We start from the raw sequence: 18,357 nt of genomic DNA, 5'->3' as shown, positions 1-18,357 counted from the left end.
CCACATCCCTATCTGCGATAAACGCATTAAGAGCTTCGAGGCTAATGCGATCCAGGGTTTTCCTCGATCTGGTCCGGCAGGTACGCGTGGCAGAAGGCCGGGTTCGCTGCTCCATGCCAGGCAATCCTCAAGCGAGGTTTGGTTCAACATGTCGCGGAGATGATGAGCCGTAACGTAGGCGTCAGGCATCGCCCGATGCGCTGGCAGGCCGATTTCGTGTACCAGTCCTGTTGGCATTCGTTGATAACGCAGCATCTGGTTGGAAAACCGCGGAAGCTCCGGCCAGACGCGCGTCGATCTTTTCCCTGTCGACAGAAGGTTCCTTGGCCAACACCAATGCGGCCTTGAACTCTGACACGAGATCAACGGCACCCTCCATTCCCGTATAAGCCACATCGACATTTGCAGCGGTGAGACCGAAGGCGTCGTGTACAGCGGAGAGCGCTTTGCTGTCCGAGCGCATGGTGGTCGCGATCGACCGATAAGCAACGCCGTCTGATGCAGCCTCAACGCGGAAGCCTGAAGAGGTCTCGGCACGGGTCTTCTCCAGTGCGCCGGAGACTGTCCGCAACGTTTGCAGCGCCGTTGCTGCGGAGGTGTTTGTGAGAATGCTTGTCATTGACCATGTCGGATACAAAAATAGGGTTTGTCGGCGTCGTCGTGAGCCCACGCGCAAAAAAAGACGAGGTTTTTCTCAGTAACGGCCTGCTAGGGAGCGAACCATTGATGCTTCGTCAGTCAAGTCGATGCAAGCGAGTTAGAAGAAGCAAATTGCGGTGTTTTGACTGACCCAACCGCAAGCCTTGTAACCTGTGTGTGTCGGAAGATTTTTAGGTTTTCCAGAGAGAGGTGGGAACCATGGCCTCGACAAGATTGCGGGTTGCCATTGCTGTCTCGGTCCGCAAGTCTGGTCTATCCAGGAGCGAGATAATTGCCTCAACCCATGCCTTAGGATCGTTTGGCAAAAGGATTTCGTCACCTCCATCTGGGAACCCATAGGCCTCACAGGCGGAAAAAACGCCAGCCGCTCCAGTTCTCGCAACATCGATCCTTTTTGTTGGTGCCCGGCAATCGTTAACAAGAGAGGGTGTCAATGGAACGAGCATGATGTCGATCCGTCGTTCTATCGTTTCTTCAACATATTCGCTCCAAGATGTTGGCGTCCGCACAACAGTCCTTTCCATACCCTCCCAGATACGCGCAGCCATTTTGCCTGCAAATACTTCGAATTTCGCCTGGGGTCGTCGTGCCAGAACATCGGCAATCACGGGACGCAGGAAAAGATGCTCTGAATAGTGGACAGAGGTGGCGTGGTAAGCAATCAGAATGTCTTGTCCGGCATCACTGGAACGCGTCGTCCTCCAAAGGTTTTCTGGAGGTGAGGGGGGCAGAATTACCGCTTCGACATCAGCAAGGCACGCGGCAAGCTTGGGTGTAGAGACCCAAACAGTGTCAAGATGCCGGTTTAACCGCCGGAGCGGCAAAAGTGCCCGGTAAAACAGGAAGAGGCGATAGGCTATGCTCGCATCCTCTCCGGTGATAATGGCAGGGATATTGTCGTCCAAAAACAAACCGACGCCGGCCAATTTCTCTTGATGCTCTGATATCCAGTCGAGGACCCGGGACGAAGCGTATCTGCAGACAATGACAAAAGCGCCGTCTGGATCAATTTTTTTGAAATCCACGTTTCTGATATCGGCAAGATGAAAGTCCGACCCATAGGCTGACGACAGACGGGCCGAGAAATAATAATCGGCTGTTGGATTGGGGTGGCGGCCAAAGAGGATGACCCTCTTGATCTCCTTGCGCGGAGCATTGTTGCCACCGGCGCGCAGGCGCGGTTGCGGCAGAAGATTTGCGAAATAAGACCGCATTGGTTCAGTGTGAGTCATCAGTTTGCTTGCCTGGCAGCATCTGCCAGACGGGGAGACAAGTCCCTTGGCAACGCATCCAACACAAAATCTCCCGCAGAAAGTGACAGGTTCGGATTATAATAGGGGTCGTTCAACAACACCTTTCCCCAGCGCTCATGCATGTATTTTTCTTCTTTTGCGAAGCGCCTCAGTTTCTCAGGTGTATCATCGGCTTTTCGAGACACCGATTCAAGGTGAGTAAGCCGGGCGTGCGGCGTCCAGATGATCTTGTTTCCACTTTCACGAACTTTCAGGCAGTAGTCGACGTCGTTGAATGCTACCGCCAGATTTTCTTCATTCATGCCGCCGACGTCACTCCACAGAATTTTTCGCGTCAAAAGACATGCCGCGGTCACGGCGCTGATCTCACGTCTTTGAGATATCAGTTGCTCGTCCTCGTTGGCTGAGGGATGACGGAAGTGGAAGCTATGACGTGCCACTGAACCAGCGCCTATGGTAACGCCGGCATGCTGGGTAAAACCATCTGGAAAGAGAAGGAGAGGGCCGCAGGCCCCGACACAATCGTCTTCCAGCTCGACCGCCATGCGTTGCAGCCACTCGCGATGCAGCGGGGTAACGTCATTGTTCAACAACAGGATCAACTCGTGCCGGGCTTGAGCGACGCCGAGATTGCATGCCTTCGCGAAATTGAAGGCACCAGGCATCGTAATCTTGCGTATTCGTGATCCATACCCAGAAAACAGGTCAAGTGTCGCTTGTTCCCGGCTGTCATTGTCGATCACGATCACATCCAATTCATCACAGGTCGTTTTGGCAAAGAGACCCTCGAGGCAGACCGAGAGTAGGTCGGCCCGGTCGCGTGTCGGAATGACGACGCTTACTCGCAAGGGGCCTTTGTTCAAACCCGGCTTTTCAACGCTAGCGGGCAGTCTTTTCGCCGGTCGATGCAACAGTGGGACAGGCACATGCGCAATGTCGCCATGACGGGCCGCGGCGAGCAAAAGATCACCCGCTGACGTAGTGCCCAGGCTTCCGATGTCCGACAGGCTGGAAAGCCGAATGGCAGCCCCATCCGGTGCCAGCCAACCTGACTTCGCAAGAGGTGCGTTCCACGCGGGTTTGAAAAACGGCTCAACCAGCCGCCCATTCCCGTCTATTCTGTCCTCGTCGCAGTAAGCACCGACGATGTCGGAGTTATCGATCAAGGGACGCGTGAGGCTTTCCACGGCATCCTCGTCAAGCGTGAAACCGGCAGGCAGACAGATCCATATTTTACCCGACGCGCGCATATCCCGATCGGACGTCAGCTGTGAGACGGCGACCTCCGTCAGATGTCGATAGCTTTGCAAACTGAGCGAATGTCTGGTTGCTGTCGCAAGCGTAGGATCGCCGACGATCGAAACAAGGACCTCTGGCACAACCAGACTGGTATCTTGGTGTGGCACAGAGGGGCGCGCATACCTGTGAACGCTCCTCCAATCTGCGTAGCTCGGTTCATTCAAGCCGTCACACAGTCGCACCACTCGAAACTGAAAACCCCTTATATTCCCAACTGCCAGCAGGCGAAGCAGTTGAACCGTCGCCTTCGGGTCATGAACGACGATCCGCGCGACCATCTCCAAGAGCGTTAAACCACGGACCGTGAATTGCACAGGCTCCGTCTCACCCCGCTCGTTTTTCAAATCGAGCGAAATCGCCTCCAAGCCGACCGGCATCCATCCGTAGAACATGCCCTTTCCCGCCTTATCCATTAGCAACGATCGGACGAGAATTCCAGGAACACGGTCAGTTCTGTGGAGGTGAATAATGCAGACTCGTCTGGTCGGGTGTGGTTTTGCGATGATGCGTATTGCAACAGGGCGGTCAGAAAATGCATGGAGGGCTGCGCTCTTCGCTCTCTGCCACTTGTTTTCGGCTGCTGCCATGTCGTCAGTCATCCCACCTCAACCCTATGCCTGTCGTCATTCTGCGACAATATGCTGCTGCACGGGATTGGCAGCCTGTGGTTCTTTAAGAGAAAACAACTGCGAAGCACAGGATTTCACTCGCAGAACACGGAAACGATGTCACTTCGTAAGATACGAACATTCGGCTTTCACTCAACGTTCAGTTTCTGTACCCTGTCGCAGTGGGTGAAGATCTGAAAGATGTTTTGATGCGACTGTTTGAGGCCGGTGCGGAGGACGTACCTGCCGGGGATATCTCATGGGAATCCACAATGACACCTGCCATCGTGGTCGCCCTCAACATGGGATACATGCGCTATCGGGAACGAGAAGGGATAAAGCACTTCTACCTAACGTCGGCCGGTTACAGCAAAATTGGCGTACAACCTTTTTCAATACGTCGATACATCATTCAGACCATCCGCAGTTGGTTTGGCCTTCGTGGCTGATTAAGAGCCCAGACGCCCTTGCGCTGCCAAACTCAATTGTTGAAGTTGTTGTAGACGCCAGCACCGCCTGAAACAATGCTGATAGGTTGCCCGATGATGGTAACGAATCGGGTAAAATCAACGGATGGATGACGTGACGCATAAATAACGTCTCGCGCCTTGATATCGAAGTTTTGACCAGTGAGCATACTGCCCGCTCTTGTCATGTCGAAACGATAGACGATTGGATAGCGCCCGAGTTTATCAGTGCGCATACCTTTCTTTGTCAGCTCATTGAAACGCTGCGAGCCGAGGAGATCCATCACGATGTCAGGCTCCTCGTAACGGAATACAAAATAGCCCTTCATATCACTGGTTTCAGAGGAGCCACCGCCCGCCAGCGCTACTGCTTCAAGCAGATTCAAGTCATTAGCGCCAAACTCGATGCGGCTATTGCTTTTGACAGAACCAAGGACGGTGAAGGTTCGTGGTTCACGCGTCACGAAAATCTGATCGCCTGGCTGGAGGTAGACATTTTCACGCGGGTTCTGAAGGAGGGTTTTGAGTAGAACCGTTCCAGTCTTTCCCTGTCGTGTTAAAGTGACGTAGCTCTCATAGGGTTGAGCGCTCGGGCCACCCGCCTTGGCGATAACTTCCATAATAGTCTCTGCGACGAGATTGAGTGGGACGACAGCTGGACTATTGACAGCACCAGAAACAGTAACATTTCGGGATGCAGTTGCGGCACTGTTGATTATCACGTCCGGTTCAACGGCCTTGCTTTTCAAGGCACCGAGGATTGTTTGGCGGGCCTGTTCTAGTGTCTTTCCGGCAAAAGAAACGAGACCGACATAGGGTATCGCGGCTTTTCCATCTGGTTGAACCACGATGTCCAATGTCGTTTGCTTGGAGTCACCTGTGGAAAACAATCCATCCGATCCCGCCTCGAATATGGTGATTTTGAGCTGGTCGCCGATACCAATGACAGGACGCTTGACGGAACCGCCTATCCCAAACCTGCTTTGCAGCAATTTTCCATCAAAGGCAGAAATGAGAGTTGCCGAATTCACGTCGATATCAACGATATCGAACACAACATTCTGTCGTGACCCAGGTTGATTGATCGACTGCCTGGATTGCTCCAAAACGTCAGATGCAAGGGGGCCGTCACCAGGTAGATTGTTGCAGGAGGTTAAGCCAAGCCCAATCAATAAAAATCCAGCCTTCTTCACAGTCACCCCGTCACGCAAAATTCGCACGCACCCACCCATTAGCAACAAAGTGTTAAAGATGGCTAGCGTGCTCTCCGATAGTCCATAAAAAAGCTTTTCTGCAACCAGAAAGTTTGGCATGGAACTATCCTGGTTCGAAGGAGTATGTGATGTGCAGGAAATTTGCTAACCTTTTTTGTTTCCGGGTCTAAGGGGCTAAACTTAAACGGAGCCTGTGGTGGCGTTTAAGATACACATGTGGATGGCTAACCCGTTCTTGGAGAAATACGGGCATGCCTTTAGAGATTAAGTGATATGTATGACGTATGAGATTCTTGGCCGTTCTTGCATGGTGCCGTCAGCAGGCGATGCTGATCAGCTCTTCGAGCTTTTGCGGCAGGGCATTTGTGCCGTCAGTACCATTCCGGACGAGCGCTGGTCGAAAGCCCGCTTCTGGCATCCAGCGCGTGGGATGCCTGGCAAGGCCTACACGTTCGCTGCAGGAATTTTGGCGGGCGTTTACGATTTCGATCCGGCTGTATTCGGAATTTCCGCGCGTGAAGCATCCTACATGGATCCTCAGCAACGTATTCTGCTACAGGCAGTTTGGCGCGCGCTTGAAGATGCGTCCATTTCGCAGGCCGAGCTGCAAAGAGAACGAGTCGGCGTGTACATTGGTGCGTCTTCCTTGGACAATGGCAATCTTCAGATAGAGGACCCAGCCTCTGGTGGTCCTCATTTCATGACGGGCAACACGCTCTCTATTATTTCAAACCGAATCTCGCATAGCCTTGGCCTGAACGGACCAAGCATGACGATTGATACCGCGTGTTCGTCTTCGCTGGTGGCGCTACATCAAGCTGAACGCGCTTTGCGTGACGATGAAATTGACACCGCTATCGTCGGTGGCGTGAATCTGCTGTTGCATCCTTTCTCATTTATCGGCTTTTCGCAGGCCCGTATGCTTTCTCCAGAAGGACTATGTCGGGCGTATAGCGACAATGGTGAGGGTTACGTCCGTGCGGAAGGTGCGGGTGCCGTCGTCTTGCGACGTACTGATCGCGCCCTGAGGGATGGAAGCCGAAGTCGTGCAACGCTGGTGGCCTCAGGAATGAACTCGGCTGGGCGCACGAATGGTATATCTTTGCCGTCACGTGAGGCTCAGGCGCAACTCCTGCGCTCTGTGTACAGCGACAACGGGATCGATCCGGGCCAGCTTGCTTTCATCGAGGGTCATGGAACCGGTACAAAGGTCGGCGATCCCGCCGAGCTCTGGGCCATCGGTTCCGTTCTGGGACAAGTACGGTCGCAACCGCTGCTTATCGGTTCTATCAAGTCCAACATTGGACACGCGGAACCCGCTTCAGGCATTCTTGGGCTGATAAAAGCGGTGTTGTCGTTGGAAAACGACTATTTACCAGCGTCTCTCCATGCAGAACTTCTTAATCAGAACATTGATTTCAATGACCTAAATGTCGAAGTTAACCGCGCTGGGCGAGCCCTTGAGCGAGGGGCTGAGCGTCGTATGGTTGGCGTCAACTCATTCGGGTTCGGTGGCACAAACGTGCACGTGGTCATCTCGGACCCACCATCTGTTGCTGAGGCAAGTGTTGCAGACGAGGCGGGAACGTTCATCCTTTCCGCGCATACGCAATCAGCTCTTCATACATTGCTGGAAGAATATGACGCACGATTTGCGGCATCATCCACCGCACAAAAAGCCAACATTATTTCTGCGACCCGTAATCGCTCTTTGTTGAAACACCGGTTTGTAACAGCAGGTAACAGCGCCGAGGATATTTCCAGTGCTGTTTCATCCTATTTCGATAAGGGTCACGATACCGACTTTCAGGTTGGCGAAGTTCCAGGCAAAGCGGTCAAGACGGCATTTGTGTACGCCGGTAATGGCTCGCAATGGGCCGGAATGGGCATCGACGCTTATCGTGAGAGTGGAGAATTCAAAACAAGGTTTGATCATATCAGCCAGCTTTTCTCTGCGCGCGCTGGCATCGACATTGCTGCGCTTCTCTTTGCAGACGACCTCGATCAACAACTACGGGATACACGCATTGCCCAACCGTTGCTGTTTGCAGTGCAGGCGGCGCTGACCGATTGCCTGGTCAGTTATGGCGTGAAACCGGATATCGTCTTTGGTCACTCTGTCGGCGAAGTCGCCGCCGCCTACGCAGCGGGTATCCTAAGCGCTGAAGACGCGACGACCATCGTATCAATTCGATCCAAGCATCAGCACGCTTTGGCGGGCATGGGTACGATGGCTGCGGTGGTAATGTCGGAGCCATCAGCTGTTGCCTTTGCGCAGCGTCACGGCCTCGACAATATCAAGGTCGCGGCAACGAATGCCCATAATTCGGTGACGATTTCCGGCCCGGTCGATGAGATAAGAGGCTTCAAGGCTGCCGCGCAGGCAACGCGCAACTCCGTCCACATTCTCGATATCAATTACCCCTTCCACCATCCAGTGATCGACGGGGAGAGAGCTGCTTTCCTTGAAGAGGTTCCGTTGCTTACGCCTCAGAGCGGACATGTTACATTCATTTCCACTGTCACCGGGGCTGAAATCGATGGAGAGGAACTGGATGCCAACTATTGGTGGCGGAACGTCCGTGAACCCATTGCCTTCGAAACCGCAGTCAATGTCGCACTTGAGGCAGGTTGCAATCTTTTCTTGGAAATTTCTCCACGTCCGATCCTGTCGACCTATGTCGCAGAAACTGCTAAAAAACGTTCCGCTTCGGCCGTGGTTCTCCCGACGCTCGCCCGTCCGGGGCTAGCAAATGGTGTCGATCCAGTAAAACGGTCAGCACTGCGCGGTATTTCCCATGGGGCAAAGGTCGCCGACACTTCCGGGCGATCACGGGGAATGAGCGGCATCGATTTACCACCATTGCCTTTCGAGAACGCAACCTATCGACCAAATATGACATCGGACGCTATCAATGTGTTCGGTCGTGATGGAGCGGATGGACCATACACTTTGCTTGGTTGGCGCACCGATCCAAACGCGTCTGTCTGGAAAAACCATATCGACGCGCTGCTGTTTCCTGATCTGGCCGGTCACGTTGTGGATGGAAAATCCATCATGCCGGGCAGTGCCTTTATCGAAATCGCGGTACAGGCGGCACGGGCCTATTATGGCACCCCGGAAGTGGAAATCACCAACTTGGAGATTTTCCGGCCACTTGAGCTGCGTGACAACCGGATGGCAGAGCTTTCGACGCGCATATCCCCGGAGACGGGGGTGATCGAGATCGCATCTCGCGAATATATGAGCGACGACGGCTGGACGATCCATGTGACAGCGCGCAGTCGTCGTTCTGTGGGGCTTTCCCGCAAGACGGAACTCAACGTTGTGCCTCTCGGCAAGCCGCAGGCGATTTCTGCGGTGCAAGCTTATGAAACCGCGCGAAGCTTCGGGCTGGACTATGCGCCATGCTTCCAACTTCTTGAGCGTGCCGAAGTTTTTGGTGATCGGCACATTGTCGTCAACCTGAGACGGGCCGCGTCCCCGGTGCATCCATATCTCAGCTACGGCATGGACCCGGTATCGACCGACGCTGCTTTCCACGGACTTGTCGCACTTTTTGGTACATTGACGGGCGAAATCGATGGCGCACCTTATATTCCAGTGAGGTTCGGAGCCGTCCGAACAGCGTCTTCCGGTCAACCAATCGTCAGTGCAGTCATTCAGATTCAGCGGTTCAGCGCAAACAGCCTGAAGGCCCGTATAGAACTCTTGGCTGAAGACGGCACCCTTGTTGCCGCACTGGACGATTGCCGCTTCCGTCGTACCTGGCTGCGGCAGCACAGCACGCTTGATACGGTCGCTTTCCATTACGAGGCTGTCGCAAGACAGCAGATTTTGTCCCACACGCCGTCCCAAGCGGTCGCTGCCTTGCCTGCTAGCCTTTTCGCTAAAGCTACCAAGGCGCAGGCGGATGAAGCGACGCTGCTTCTGGACGCGGCTGTTCAGCGGGCCTGTCACGATATCGCGCTGCTCATAGCGGGCAAAGACCAGACAGTGTTCTTGTCGTCGCTGCCTGGCGATACCGAATTCCAATGTTTCCTTTCCAGCGGCTTGTACACTCTAGAAGATGCTGGGATCGCGCAATTCGTCGATACGGGTTGGACCATCCAGCCTGACAGCGGCCTGCCACCACTCAGCGATCTGTTGAACGAAATCTACCGTCTCTTCCCGGAACGCGTTGCAGAAACAGTGTTGATCAACAACGCTTATCGGGAAACGCTTAAACGTCTGGCGAAAGGCTCGCATAGCGAGCCGGACCAGTCGTCGTCCTTCCTCAGTGACGCGACCCTTGACCATGTGCGCCACCATACGGCACTTGGACGGCGTCGTGAACAGCTTGTCATTGATGCGGTGAATGCTGCGTTGATGGATGTTTTTCCCGGTGATGGCGTCACGATTGTCGAAGCCGGTGCCGTCTCCATGGCGTTCAGCAATCGCCTTGCGGATGTTTGTGCCTCGAAGGGTGCCCGTCTCGTCATCGTCGAACCTTCCGACCATCTCCGCCGCACGCTTGAAATCGGGTTTGAACGCAATCCGTCTGTCGACTGCCTTGCCCCCGATGACGTGTCGCAACTGGATCGCGCCGATGTTGTCGTGAGCGCCAGCGGTTCTCTTTATGGACATTTCCGCCAGCATAGCGGATTAAAAGACGTTTTGCGGGCGGCTGCATCCAGTGCTGGTCGCGTCGCAATCGCAGAAACCTCATCTTCGGCTCTATCCGATTTTGTTTTCGGCCTCACGGAAAACTGGTTTTCCGTGAGCACGACTGCGGAATTCCCGACCGGCCTGTTTGCGTCCACCACCCAGTGGGAAGACCTTCTCAAAGAGTGCGGTTTTGGCACGCCTGCTGTTGAGCAATCTGACTTCGCTGAGGGTGGATTGTTGCTGGTACAGGCTGCGACATTCACCAAAGCTACCACAGGCCATGTCGGCGCGTCGTCTTTCGCATCGGTGTTCGAGGTAACGCAAAAAGAAGGCGATAACCCTGTCCTGTCTGGTGATTTCTCAAAAACGCTGCTGTGCCCGCCCGACGAGGCGCGCGCTGCATTCGATCAGGTGTTTGCAGAACGCCTATCCTATCCGCTCGCTGTCATATTTGCGCTTTCCGCGGGAAGCGCTCACTCGGTCGGCCTTCAGGATGCTATTCTGACACTGAGTGCCTTTGCTGAAGCGGCACGAGACCATTTACGAGCACACGGCAGTGCGCGGGTCCGCCTGGTGGTCATTGCGACCGGTGGATCGCCTGCGGCATCCAATCTGGCCGATCCCAATTCAAGCGGCTTGTGGACATTCGCCAGAGTGCTGCAGAACGAATATGAAGAACTCGATATCTTCCTGTTGGATGCGGCACTTTCTCAGGTGCAGACGTCGAACGCTGTCATGTCTCTACTGGCTTACAGTGGTCCTGAGCGGGAGTGGGTATGCAGCGCAAGGACCGGTCTGTTGTCGGTGGTCCGTGCTGTTCCAAGCTATGTCTCCGATGCTGCTAGAAAAACGACAACGTTTGAAGCGGCGACCATTCAGCAACAAACGAGCGGTCGCGTCGATAGTATCGTCTGGACGCAGGATAAGGTTCCTGTTCCCGGCGCAGACGAAATTGTCGTCAAAGTCGCCGCAACCGGTCTCAATTTCCGCGACGTCATGTGGTCGATGGGTCTCTTGCCCGAAGAGGCGCTGGAGGATGGTTTTGCCGGTGCGACGATCGGAATGGAGATGGCTGGCACAGTCGTCGCTGTTGGCTTGGCTGTGACCGATCTTTCCATAGGCGATAACGTGATGGGCATTGGTCCCAAGGCGTTTTCGACACATATGGTCGTTGCCCGCGATGGAGTCACCAAGGTGCCGCACGGCATCGATCTTGCCGCAGCGGCCACGGTTCCCGTTGCCTTTCTGACGGCATATTACGCGATGGTGGAACTGGGCCGCATCCGTGAGGGAGAAACGATCCTCATTCACGGCGCTGCTGGCGGCGTCGGTCTTGCCGCCTTGCAGATTGCCAAGCTCAAGGGCGCCAAGGTCATCGCAACGGCGGGTACCGTCGAGAAGCGCCGGTTCCTGACACTGCTTGGTGCTGACCACGTCTTCGATTCCCGTTCGCTTGCCTTCGTCGGCAATGTTCTGCGCGTGACGGACGGGGAGGGTGTTGAGCTTGTGCTGAACTCGCTCTTTGCCGAAGCAATGGAGCGCAGTTTCGAACTCGTGAAGCCGTTCGGTCGGTTCCTGGAGCTTGGCAAGCGCGATTATTATTCGGATCGCAAGCTTGCGCTGCGTCCGTTCCGCCGTAACATCTCCTATTTCGGCATTGATGCGGACCAGTTGCTCGTCAAAGCCCCTGACCTAACGCGACGTATATTTGCGGACATCGGAACATTGTTCTCGGAGCGCAAACTCACGCCGTTGCCATATCGTGCCTTCAATTACGATGAAACGAGTGCCGCATTCCGCCTAATGCAGAATGCAGGCCACATCGGCAAGATCGTCGTGCGCCCTCCCATTAGGGGCCAGGATCAAGTGCAGGTGTTCTCTCACGAAGCGCTCAAACTGTCGTCCGGAGTCTATCTTGTCGTCGGCGGTATTGGCGGGTTTGGTCTTGAGACTGCAAAGTGGCTCGTCAGCCGAGGTGCCACCCATATCGCACTTTCCACACGCGGTGGCGTGGCCGATTCTGAAACGCTGGACGCCATAGCGGCCTGGAAAGCATCTGGCATCAAGGCCACCGTTCACGCCTGCGACGTCACTGTCGAAGCGTCACTCGAGTCATTGTTGACGGAACTTCGGTCATACGGGCCTGTGAAAGGCGTCGTCCACGCTGCCATGGTGTTGAATGATGGCCTGATTTCCAATCTTGACCGTGAGAAAAATCGCGCCGTGATCGATGTTAAGGCCTTGGGCGCAAGCAACCTCGATCGCCTGACACGGTCCGACAAGCTGGAACTCTTCCTCCTGTTTTCTTCGGCAACAACGATGATCGGCAATCCCGGTCAGGGTAATTACGTCGCCGCGAACGGTTATCTCGAGGGACTGGCACGTGAACGTCGAGGTGCCGGTCTGCCAGGACTTGCCATCGGCTTCGGTGCCATCGGCGATACGGGCTTCCTGGCGCGCAACTCCAATGTCAGCGATATTCTGTCTCGTCGTCTCGGGAAAACCGCGCTAAAGGCGCGCGGTGCTCTCGGTTTCGTCGAACGCGTCATCGTGAACGATACGGGCGCGGTCGATCAGGCTGCCGTCATGATCGCGGAACTGGATTGGTCAAGCGCTGCGGCACTGCCAATCACATCGCAGCCGCTCTTTTCCGCCATTCCCCGCAACGCTGTAGGCGGTTCTCCAGGTGTTGACGGTGAACAGATCGACCTAGCCGCGTTGGTGGCCGGCAAGTCGAATGATGAGGCACACGCCATTCTGCATGGCTTCCTCGCGGGTGAAATCGCTGCGATCCTGAAGGTGGCAGAAGACAGCGTCAAGGCTGACAAGGTTTTGAAGGACATCGGTCTGGACAGTCTCATGGCAATGGAGCTGGGCGTCGGTTTCCAGCAGAAAACCGGCATCGATATTCCACTGTCGGGTATGGGAGATGGCGCGACTGTTGGTGATATTGTACAAAAGCTGTATGAAAAAGTGACCGCCAATGATAATTCTGACGACACAGACGATGCAGTGAACGGCACATCGCTGGTGGAACAGCTCACCGATAAACATACAGCGACAGTTTCGGAAAGAAAAATCGGTCATAATGGTTGACGACACGGATCAGAATGACCGGCGCGACGCGACGTCCGAGTCCGCCTTAGTTGGCATTCTTCGCGAGCGTCAGGGTGCCAGTGGCCAGAACCGGATGGCGCGCATCAACCGGCGCGCGCCCGATCTCTTAAAGCTGCCAAAACGCTTTGATGAGCTGCCGGAATACAAGAAGATCATCGCGCAAAAGGCCATCAGCGATCTTGCGGGTGTCGATAACCCGTTTTACCGGTCACATCAGGGTGCCGCCGGTGCGACCACCCGTATCGATGGTCGCGAGCTCATCAATTTTGCATCCTACGACTATATCGGTGCCAATACGCACCCGAACGTTCTGAAAGCTGCGTCAGAGGCGATCAGCCACTATGGCATTTCCGCATCCGCCAGCCGCCTTGTTGCGGGTGAACGGCCCTTGCACGCCATCCTCGAGCAGAAGCTTGCCTCCGTCTATGGCACCGAGGCAGCCGTGTGTTTTGTGAGCGGATATCTCACAAATTCGACTATCATCAGCTGCGTCGTCGGTCCCAAGGATCTCGTCATCCATGATGAGCTGATACACAACAGCGTTCTGTCCGGCGTCAAACTCTCTGGCGCGTCGCGTCGTTTTTTCCGGCATAACGACCCTGCCGATCTCGAGAAAATTCTATCCAGCATCGAAGGGGATTTCGACCGCATTCTCGTGATCGTCGAGGGTGTGTATTCGATGGATGGCGATATCGCCAATCTTCCTGAGCTGGTCAGGCTTCGGTCGAAATACGGCTTCTGGCTGATGGTGGATGAAGCCCATGCTCTCGGCGTTCTGGGTGAAACCGGTAGAGGCTCGTTTGAACATTTCGGCCTCGACTCGTCTAGCGTGGATATCTGGATGGGTACTCTGTCCAAAACCGCATCCAGCTGCGGTGGCTATGTTGCCGGAAGTCTGCCCCTCATCGAGATATTGAAGGCGCAGGCGGGTGGCTTCGTCTATAGCGTCGGGCTTGCCCCGGCTCTGGCAAGTGCAGCGCACGCAAGTCTTCTGGTTCTGGAGCAAGAACCGGAGCGCGTGGCCTCACTTCGTCGAAACGGACAACTGTTTCTCCAGCTTGCACAGCAGGCGGGCCTCGATACGGGGCCGAGCGACGGTTATTCCGTCGTGCCGGTTATCGTGGGCGATTCTCTCCGCGCCGTTCAGCTGTCGAATGAGCTGCTAAAAGCGGGGATCAATGCGCTGCCCATCATCTATCCTGCCGTGCAGGAAGGGATGGCGCGTCTGCGGTTCTTCTTGACTAGCGACCATACGCCAGAACAAATTGCGCAGGCCGTCAAGCTGACGGACGAAATATTGCAGGATCTGACGCAGCGAAATGTCGGTCTTGGCTCTCTCGATATGCAGCAGGTCGCAAAACTGTTCACGTGATATTGCGATTGCTCTGGAAACGACTTTATGGCTCACCTTATCATAACAGGCGGATCAAGCGGGATCGGGCTTGAAGTCGCTCGCATCTATCTTGCAAAAGGGTACCGCGTTTCCTTGATGGCACGCAGAGCCGATATTCTGCAAGGCGCGCGCGAGGAACTTCTCAAAGCCAATCCCGCCAAGCCAGATGCCATCTTCCTTGTCACCGTTGATGTTTGCAACGAGACTGAAATGCGCGCAGCTGTCACAGCTGCTGAAGCCGAACACGGTCCATGCGATGTGCTGGTGACGTCCGCCGGCCGGGTCGATCCACAGTTTTTCGATACGCAGCCTTCCGACATTTTCGACGCGCAACTGGCCGTCAACATCTTCGGCACTGTCTATGCCGTTCGCGCCGTGCTCGCCGGAATGAAACAAAGACGAAGCGGCCGTATAATGCTGGTATCGTCAGGGGCAGCCCTCATTGGCATCCCGGCTTACAGCGCTTATTGCGCATCGAAATCTGCTCTCACGGGTTTTGCCGAAGCGCTTCGGCTGGAAGCGCAGGGCTACGGTGTGTCGGTGTCGATCTGCTATCCGCCGGATACATTGACCCCGCAATATGAACGCGAAATCGGTCTTCGTCCCCATGCAGCGCAAGTCATGATGGGTGCGGTGCGACCCTGGAAGCCCGAGAAGGTGGCACGATTGCTTGTCGAGGGCACCGAACGAGGAAAGCGGCATGTTCATTTTGGCCTCACCTTGAAACTTTTATCGTGTTTTTCGGCCTTCATAAAGCCAGTAATGTTCTGGCGACTTGCGCGCGCGACATCTTAGTTTAACAGGACTTCATGGATATGTTTGTACATGATGATCATCCGATCGCGCTGACAGCCGCTTCATTCATCGTCGCTGCGCTCGTCGTCTATCTGACAGATCCATTTGCAATGCCACAATCAGTTCGGCGGCAAAGCCGCCTGCCGCATGGCTTGGGGAGGGTTCTCGTCGAGCATATCATGCGGCTGCCGATCATCCTTTTCGTGTTCTCCATTTTCTTCGCAATCTCGTGGCGCCCGTTTTATTGTTGCCTGGGAACGATCAGCTTTTTCGTGATTTTCACGGGTATCTCGCGCGCGAAATACATCTTCATTCGCGAACCTCTCGTGTTTTCGGATATTGCGTTGGTGATCGACGTTTTTAAATACAAATCAATCTTTTATGCGACCAATCTCAACGTCATCTTCTGGATCATCGCACTCGGTTATGTCTTTGGTGTAACGGCGCTTTTCATGGTTTATGAACCAGCGATCATTCCAGATAGCTACACCCCACTTTGGATCATCGTCGGCATCCTTGTTCCAACTTCGTCTGTTCTGCTTTTGTTTGTAAAACCTGTCGGCCATCTGGCGGCCACGGTTTCGCAGCGGCTCTTGACGACGCTCAACGTGAAATCCAATACGACCCGCTTCGGGACCTTCGCCTCCGTCAGTTATCATTTCATGATGTGGCTCGGGATGAAACGTGATGCTATCATCGAGGAGATCGCTCAAGGCTTGCAAAGCGTCATCCACGACATGCTCGGTCAGCCGAACCACGATGCGCCGTTGTTGATTGTCTGGCAATCCGAGTCCTTCATGGACCTCAGAAATTCGGGCGATAAAGATCTTGAGTTGCCGACCATCGATTTATTGAAGGAGCGTGCGGCGCAGTGGGGGCGTATGACCACGGTGTTTGAGGGTGGTTACACACTTCGTACCGAATTCGCCGTCCTGAGCGGTCTTCAGCCTGACGACGTACACGCCGATGCCAGTTACCCCTATCTTAGGGCGTCCCATTATGCCGACGTCGTCTGGCCAAACAAATTGCGCAAGGCTGGTTGGCTCACCCATTTCATCCACCCCTATGACCGGACATTTTTTCTGCGGCACAAAGCCATGCCGATACTCGGCTTCAGCGAAATGACGATGCTGGATGATTTCGATCATGTCCTGGAGAGAGATGGCACCTATGTTTCCGATATGCGTCTAACCCAGAAAGTTTTGCATATCGCAGACAAGGTCGACAAACGGCAATCCGCGTTGCTTTTCGTAGCCTCCATGGCAAATCACGGACCGTGGGAGCCAGGTCGATGCGAGGGTCTGACCGACCCGGTCGATATCTATAAAGAGCTTCTGCAAAAAGCGGACGAGGCCTTGGCTTATCTGATAGATGAACTGGACAAGTACGACCGTCCTGTCTGGCTTGCGTTCTATGGTGATCATGCTCCGCTGCTGAAACGCTACGCCGACCCATTTCCAGATCCAAGAACGGATTATTTTATCGTTCCATTGGCAAAAGCCAGGCAGGAACAGCACAAGTCTACGCCCTCCCGCATTGAAGCGCCATGGACCCTGTTCGAAACACTCCTGTGGCACGCCCACCTCTATAAGGAGCGGTTTAAGTGAGCGGCGCAAGGGCATTTCTGTTTCTACAAGGCCCTTCCTCGTCTCTCTTTGCCAAGATCGCAGATCATCTCACTCGCGCCGGCCGTGCATGCTATCGCATCAATCTCAATGTCGGTGACCAGATTTTCTGGCGACGTGGCGGAGCATCCAATTACCGCGGCAGCCTCGAAAAATGGGGTGTCTATATCCGCTCGTTCTTGGACGATCGCAACATTGGCACCATCATCCTGCTCGGCGAAGAGCGCCCCTATCATAAGGAGGCAGTACGCGTAGCCAAGGAACGCGGTATCGAAGTCGTCGTTATCGAGATGGGCTATCTGAGGCCTGACTGGGTGACGGTTGAACTCGACGGCATGTCATCCAATTCCAGGTTTCCGAACGATCCGGACGTGATCCTCAAAGCCGCAGCTGATTTGCCCGAGCCGGACTGGACACGGAGATACTCTCAGACATTTCTGGCAGAAGCACTCGATGATCTCGCCTATTACCTGCCATCGGTGTTTCTGGGATTTCTTTATCCGCGATATAGGTTCCACGGCCTATTCCACCCGCTGGCGGAATATACGGGTTGGATCGGACGGCTCGCGACCGAGCGGCGTCGCCAGAAAACAGCTCGCTTGTTAACAGATCAATTGCTGAACAGTGGCTGTCCATGGTTCGTGTACCCTTTACAGCTGGAGACAGACTATCAGCTACGAGCCCATTCCCCATACCACAGCCAGCGTGACGCGATTGCCCATGTTATCTCCTCTTTCGCAAAGTCCGCGGATGGATCTGCAAGATTGGCAATTAAGGTCCATCCTTTGGACAACGGACTGATTTCCTGGAGTCGGGTTATCAAGAACGCGGCTGAGAAATTTGGGGTTACCGAAAGAGTTTTGTATTTCGACGGCGGAGATTTCAACGCCCTCACGACAGGCTCTCGCGGCGTCGTAACCGTAAACTCCACAGCTGCGCTTTCTGCGCTTAGCCAGTCCATTCCGACAAAAACATTGGGAACGGCTCTTTTCGATATCGCAGGACTGACTGAGCAGGGACCGCTCGAAGAGTTTTGGCGATCACCGACCGTCCCTGACCCCGAATTGAGAGTGGCTTTCTTTCGTCTGGTTGCGGCGTCCATCCAGGAGCGTGGAAACTTCTATTCGATGGAGGGCGTTGCCGCTGCTGCGTGGGGGATTTCGAAAAGGATACTGAGCAATACGCTCAATGTACCTGGCGGCGACGCCGGTTGCATTCCTCGTTCTAGGCCAAGTAAGTTAGCTGGTGACAAGCTTTAGTGCGCACATGGCTGATATT

At 54.6% G+C, this 18,357-nt stretch carries 10 protein-coding genes; 6 read left to right on the top strand and 4 right to left on the bottom strand.

Translation table 11 applies throughout. From position 1 onward, the window contains the following. Window positions 1-181 precede the first annotated feature (181 nt). The 3 genes from CPJ18_RS25430 to CPJ18_RS25420 all read right to left on the bottom strand — a co-directional run bounded on the left by CPJ18_RS25430 (window position 182) and on the right by CPJ18_RS25420 (window position 3,799). Window positions 182-619, bottom strand: coding sequence for a flagellin N-terminal helical domain-containing protein (locus CPJ18_RS25430; RefSeq protein WP_103660374.1), 438 nt, complete (start codon window positions 617-619; stop codon window positions 182-184). Window positions 620-830: 211 nt separating this feature from the next. Then, window positions 831-1,892, bottom strand: coding sequence for a glycosyltransferase family 4 protein (locus tag CPJ18_RS25425; RefSeq protein WP_146258728.1), 1,062 nt, complete (start codon window positions 1,890-1,892; stop codon window positions 831-833). Further along, window positions 1,892-3,799, bottom strand: coding sequence for a glycosyltransferase family 2 protein (locus CPJ18_RS25420; protein ID WP_167397982.1), 1,908 nt, complete (start codon window positions 3,797-3,799; stop codon window positions 1,892-1,894). The genes CPJ18_RS25425 and CPJ18_RS25420 overlap by 1 nt, the downstream gene beginning before the upstream one ends. Window positions 3,800-4,092: 293 nt before the next feature. On the opposite strand from CPJ18_RS25420, the gene CPJ18_RS26950 reads away from it, so the two are divergent. After that, window positions 4,093-4,269 (top strand): hypothetical protein, encoded by a 177-nt coding sequence (locus tag CPJ18_RS26950; RefSeq protein WP_159442803.1) that lies wholly within the window; start codon window positions 4,093-4,095, stop codon window positions 4,267-4,269. A 32-nt stretch (window positions 4,270-4,301) separates the two neighbouring features. Here the strand turns inward: CPJ18_RS26950 and CPJ18_RS25410 are convergent, their stop codons facing one another. Next, the gene (locus CPJ18_RS25410) at window positions 4,302-5,480 is read right to left on the bottom strand and encodes a polysaccharide biosynthesis/export family protein (RefSeq protein WP_425353167.1); all 1,179 of its coding nucleotides are present in this window, start codon (window positions 5,478-5,480) and stop codon (window positions 4,302-4,304) included. A gap of 298 nt (window positions 5,481-5,778) precedes the next feature. Between CPJ18_RS25410 and CPJ18_RS25405 the strand changes: the two genes are divergently transcribed. Genes CPJ18_RS25405 through CPJ18_RS25385 form a run of 5 tightly spaced genes read left to right on the top strand, consistent with a single transcriptional unit; the run spans window position 5,779 to window position 18,338 of the window. After that, window positions 5,779-13,245: a type I polyketide synthase gene (locus CPJ18_RS25405; protein WP_103660370.1), complete on the top strand. Its 7,467-nt coding sequence runs from the start codon at window positions 5,779-5,781 to the stop codon at window positions 13,243-13,245. Next, entirely contained in the window at window positions 13,238-14,638 is a 1,401-nt protein-coding gene (locus tag CPJ18_RS25400) for an aminotransferase class I/II-fold pyridoxal phosphate-dependent enzyme (RefSeq protein ID WP_103660369.1), read from the top strand. The genes CPJ18_RS25405 and CPJ18_RS25400 overlap by 8 nt, the downstream gene beginning before the upstream one ends. A 27-nt stretch (window positions 14,639-14,665) precedes the next feature. Then, window positions 14,666-15,454: an SDR family NAD(P)-dependent oxidoreductase gene (locus CPJ18_RS25395; protein WP_103660368.1), complete on the top strand. Its 789-nt coding sequence runs from the start codon at window positions 14,666-14,668 to the stop codon at window positions 15,452-15,454. Window positions 15,455-15,474: 20 nt separating this feature from the next. Further along, window positions 15,475-17,061: an LTA synthase family protein gene (locus CPJ18_RS25390; RefSeq protein ID WP_103660385.1), complete on the top strand. Its 1,587-nt coding sequence runs from the start codon at window positions 15,475-15,477 to the stop codon at window positions 17,059-17,061. Further along, entirely contained in the window at window positions 17,058-18,338 is a 1,281-nt protein-coding gene (locus CPJ18_RS25385; protein WP_103660367.1) for a capsule biosynthesis protein, read from the top strand. Before CPJ18_RS25390 ends, CPJ18_RS25385 begins: the two co-directional genes overlap by 4 nt. Window positions 18,339-18,357 lie beyond the last annotated feature (19 nt).

Origin of the sequence: Agrobacterium rosae, assembly GCF_002915175.1 — a bacterium.
Taxonomy (GTDB): Bacteria; Pseudomonadota; Alphaproteobacteria; order Rhizobiales; family Rhizobiaceae; genus Agrobacterium; species Agrobacterium rosae.
This window is presented reverse-complemented; position numbering and strand designations above follow the sequence as displayed.

What these genes read in the sequence shown, in the direction of transcription:
- CPJ18_RS25395 (WP_103660368.1), top strand. Translation starts at nt 14,666, where the DNA reads ATGGCTCACCTTATCATAACAGGCGGATCAAGCGGGATCGGGCTTGAA.
- CPJ18_RS25425 (WP_146258728.1), bottom strand. Translation starts at nt 1,892, where the DNA reads ATGACTCACACTGAACCAATGCGGTCTTATTTCGCAAATCTTCTGCCG.
- CPJ18_RS25420 (WP_167397982.1), bottom strand. Translation starts at nt 3,799, where the DNA reads ATGGCAGCAGCCGAAAACAAGTGGCAGAGAGCGAAGAGCGCAGCCCTC.
- CPJ18_RS25400 (WP_103660369.1), top strand. Translation starts at nt 13,238, where the DNA reads ATGGTTGACGACACGGATCAGAATGACCGGCGCGACGCGACGTCCGAG.
- CPJ18_RS25430 (WP_103660374.1), bottom strand. Translation starts at nt 619, where the DNA reads ATGACAAGCATTCTCACAAACACCTCCGCAGCAACGGCGCTGCAAACG.
- CPJ18_RS25390 (WP_103660385.1), top strand. Translation starts at nt 15,475, where the DNA reads ATGTTTGTACATGATGATCATCCGATCGCGCTGACAGCCGCTTCATTC.
- CPJ18_RS26950 (WP_159442803.1), top strand. Translation starts at nt 4,093, where the DNA reads ATGACACCTGCCATCGTGGTCGCCCTCAACATGGGATACATGCGCTAT.
- CPJ18_RS25405 (WP_103660370.1), top strand. Translation starts at nt 5,779, where the DNA reads ATGACGTATGAGATTCTTGGCCGTTCTTGCATGGTGCCGTCAGCAGGC.